This window comes from Arthrobacter sp. SIMBA_036, from assembly GCF_046535135.1.
In the GTDB taxonomy this organism is placed as follows: Bacteria; Actinomycetota; Actinomycetes; order Actinomycetales; family Micrococcaceae; genus Arthrobacter.
Window position 1 is genome coordinate 1 of record NZ_JAWRXG010000239.1, and the last position, 263, is coordinate 263.

Below are 263 nucleotides of genomic sequence, written 5' to 3' on the forward strand. Positions count from 1 at the left end.
CATTGTTCTCGCGTGTGTGGGCCGGCCACTTCGCAGACAAATCGGGCGCAAAACGCGCCGTCATTGTCGGGATGGTCTCGGCCTCGGTGGCCGGTCTCATTTACCTGTCGTCTCTCGCAGTCGCATCAATCCCGCTGGTGTCGGTCACCATCCTGATCGTGGGTCGCGCGCTTCTGGGTGCCGCGGAAAGCTTCATCATTACCGGCGCATTGAGCTGGGGACTGGCGCGCGTGTCTCCGGGCGTCTCCGGCAAGGTCATCGCA

The 263-nt window shown here is 63.1% G+C and carries 1 pseudogene; it reads left to right on the forward strand.

The window, feature by feature from the left end:
• A pseudogene (locus SB659_RS19750) lies at positions 1 to 263 on the forward strand (hypothetical protein); the annotation flags it as partial.